Annotated in this window: 3 protein-coding genes; 2 read left to right on the top strand and 1 reads right to left on the bottom strand. The window is 61.4% G+C overall.

The window, feature by feature from the left end:
- The coding region (locus AC1DVH_RS28595; protein ID WP_477756609.1) for a TIGR00366 family protein at positions 1 to 1,007 on the bottom strand (1,007 nt) is incomplete at its 3' end.
- Positions 1,008 to 1,208: 201 nt separating this feature from the next.
- Here AC1DVH_RS28595 and AC1DVH_RS28600 point away from each other — a divergent pair.
- Positions 1,209 to 2,522 (top strand): MFS transporter, encoded by a 1,314-nt coding sequence (locus AC1DVH_RS28600; protein WP_477756610.1) that lies wholly within the window; start codon positions 1,209 to 1,211, stop codon positions 2,520 to 2,522.
- A gap of 117 nt (positions 2,523 to 2,639) precedes the next feature.
- The coding region (locus tag AC1DVH_RS28605; protein ID WP_477756611.1) for a PAS domain-containing protein at positions 2,640 to 3,127 on the top strand (488 nt) is incomplete at its 3' end.

A 3,127-nucleotide genomic window follows, 5' to 3' on the forward strand; every position in this document is an offset into this window, starting at 1 on the left:
GTGGTCATCAGCGCCGCGATCGAACCGTAGAGCGGGAACTGGATCAGCACGCCGGTAGTGGTCGGCACCGCACGGGCCACGGCGTCCAGAAAGCTGCGCGGACGCCAGTGCAACAGGGCGCCGAGCATGATGAACAGGAAGTTGTAGGTGTTCAGCCCGGAAATCGCACTGATCGCCGGTTTGGTCGAGAACTCGTGGAACAGCCAGCCACCGGCCAGCAGCACCAGCAGGATCATCAGCAGCGGGCTGTATTCCAGCCATTCGCCGGGGCGGGTGCGTGGTTGCAGCGGTGGCAGGTTGAAACTCGGATCGACACCGCAGGCCTTGGCATCACGTGCCGAGTTCGGGCCAGGGGCAGTGGCGTAGGCAATGATCAGCGAGATGACGATCAAGGCCAGCAACATCACGCCGGACTGCCAGAGAAAGATCGTCTGGGTGAAGGGAATCACCCCGGTGATCGATAGAATCGACGGCGGCAGGCTCGCCGGGTTGGCCTGCAATTGTGCTGCGGACGACGACAGGCCCAGGGCCCATACCGCGCCAAGCCCCAGATAGGCGGCGGCACCGGCGGCGCGATAGTCCATTTTCAGATCGGTACGACGGGCGAGGGCGCGCACCAACAAACCGCCGAACACCAGGGACAAGCCCCAGTTCAGCAGCGACGCGACCATCGAGATCAGCGCGACCCAGGCCACGGCGGAGCGACCGTTTTTCGGGATCTTCGCCAGACGGTCGATCAGTTTCACCGCTGGCGGCGAACTGGCGACCACATAACCGCCGATCACCACGAAGGCCATCTGCATGGTGAAGGGGATCAGGCTCCAGAAGCCATCACCAAAGGCCATGGCGGCGTCGGTGGGTTTGGCTCCCATCGCCATGGTGGCCAAGGCCACGATAATCACCGCCAGGGCAGCAAACACCCAGGAGTCAGGAAACCAGCGTTCGGCAAAACTTGAGCAGCGCAGGGCAAAGCGGGCGGAGCGGCTATCTTCGATATCAGCGGCCACGGGGGTTACCTCGGATTTTTATGTTTGTTGTGGTCTTCGGGGCAGTAACCGCCCGTCTGGACAGACGTCAACATTAATTCAAGCCGAGGATTTTTGCGGGGCTGTTTCGTGGCTATGGGACTTTGGTCTAACGGGTTGTCCGCCGGTGCATTTGCGTAGACCATGGGCGCCTTGGTTTTTGCCTGTGCCAGAGTTCTTTACATGACTGCCAACACCGATTCGCGCGCGGCGCCGTTCAGCCGCTCGGACTACAAGACCTTGGGGCTTGCCGCCCTCGGCGGGGCGCTGGAAATATACGACTTCATCATCTTCGTGTTTTTCGCCCTGACCCTCAGTCAGCTGTTCTTCCCGCCGGAAATGCCCGAGTGGCTGCGCCTGCTGCAAAGCTTCGGGATCTTCGTCACCGGTTACCTGGCGCGACCGCTGGGCGGCATCCTGATGGCGCACTTCGCCGACCGTCTGGGGCGCAAGAAAGTCTTCAGCCTGAGCATCCTGATGATGGCGTTGCCCTGCCTGCTGATCGGGATCATGCCGACCTACGCGCAAATCGGTTATTTCGCTCCGTTGCTGCTGTTGGGCCTGCGCATCCTCCAGGGCGCGGCGGTGGGGGGCGAAGTGCCGAGTGCCTGGGTATTCGTCGCCGAGCATGCGCCCATCGCCCATCGCGGCTATGCCCTGGGTTTCCTGCAGGCGGGGCTGACCTTCGGCTATCTTATCGGCGCATTGACCGCGACCTTTCTGGCGCAGGCATTCACCCAGGAGGAAATCCTCGATTACGCCTGGCGTTACCCGTTCCTGCTCGGCGGCGTGTTTGGGGTGATTGGCGTCTGGCTGCGTCGCTGGCTCAACGAAACCCCGGTGTTCATGGCCATGCAGGCGCAGCGCGAAGCGGCCGGCGAACTGCCGCTGCGCACGGTCTTGCGCGAGCATCGCCTGGCCATTTTGCCGGCGATGATTCTCACCTGTGTGCTGACCTCGGCGGTGGTGGTGTTCGTGGTCATCACCCCGACCATGATGCAGAAAACCTTTGGCATGACCACCAGCCATACCTTCGCCTTGAGCGCACTGGGCATCGTGTTCTTGAACATCGGCTGCGTGCTCGCCGGGCTGCTGGTCGACCGCATCGGCGCCTGGCGCACGGTGATGCTCTATAGCCTGCTGCTGCCGCTGGGCATCGGCGTGCTGTATGGCTGCCTGATCATGGGCGGCGACTGGCTCGGCCTGGCCTACGCCGTGGCAGGGCTGTCCTGCGGGGTGGTCGGCGCGGTGCCATCGGTGATGGTCAGCCTGTTCCCGGCGCGGATTCGCGTCTCGGGAATCTCGTTCACCTACAACATTGCCTACGCCGCATGGGCAAGTGTCACACCGCTGTTGTTGATCGGTCTGATGCCATGGAGTCCATGGATCTGCGTGATGTTCAGTGCGGTGATGGGCGCGGTGGGCGTGGGCAGTGCGGCTTATTTCGGTGCACGGATGCCGAGAATCGCAGGCTGTTCCACTGCTGGCGCGCATTGATTGTGCGCGTCATAACTATTTTTACAGGACAAGCCTGAAACACGCTTAAGTAAATGTTTCCAAGGCCGATGGTTAGGTTGCGTATCGCTTTCTACCCCCGTCCATCGGTGCTTTCCCATGTTCAATAAACGCTTGAAGCAGGAGCTGTCGGCTCTTCGTGAAGAACTCTCCAGCCTCCAGCAAGTGAAGGAAAGTCTGGAAAGCGAGATGCTGGTACTGACTCTCGACAGCGATGGACGGGTTCAGTCGGTCAATCAGAACTTCCTTGGCGAGATGCACTACAAGAGCGGTGACCTGATCGGCCGACACATCGACGACTTCGTCCCGGATCACGTGAAGTTCGACGAATTCCAGCAGCGTTTCAAAAACGCGCTGACCCGTGGCGAGCACTTCGCCGGCGCAGTGCGCCTGTTGCGCGGTACGGGCCAGGAAGCCTGGTTGCGTTCGATCCTGCAACCGGTGCGCTCGGCCGATGGGCGGATCAAGTATTTTTCGATCTTCTCCAGCGACCTGACCCGCACCATCGAGGCCTCCCGCGAGCACGAGAACCTGATCGGCGCACTGGTGCGCTCCACGGCGGTGATCGAATTCGACCTCAACGGCAA

It is taken from the genome of Pseudomonas sp. P4_C3 (assembly GCF_056402075.1).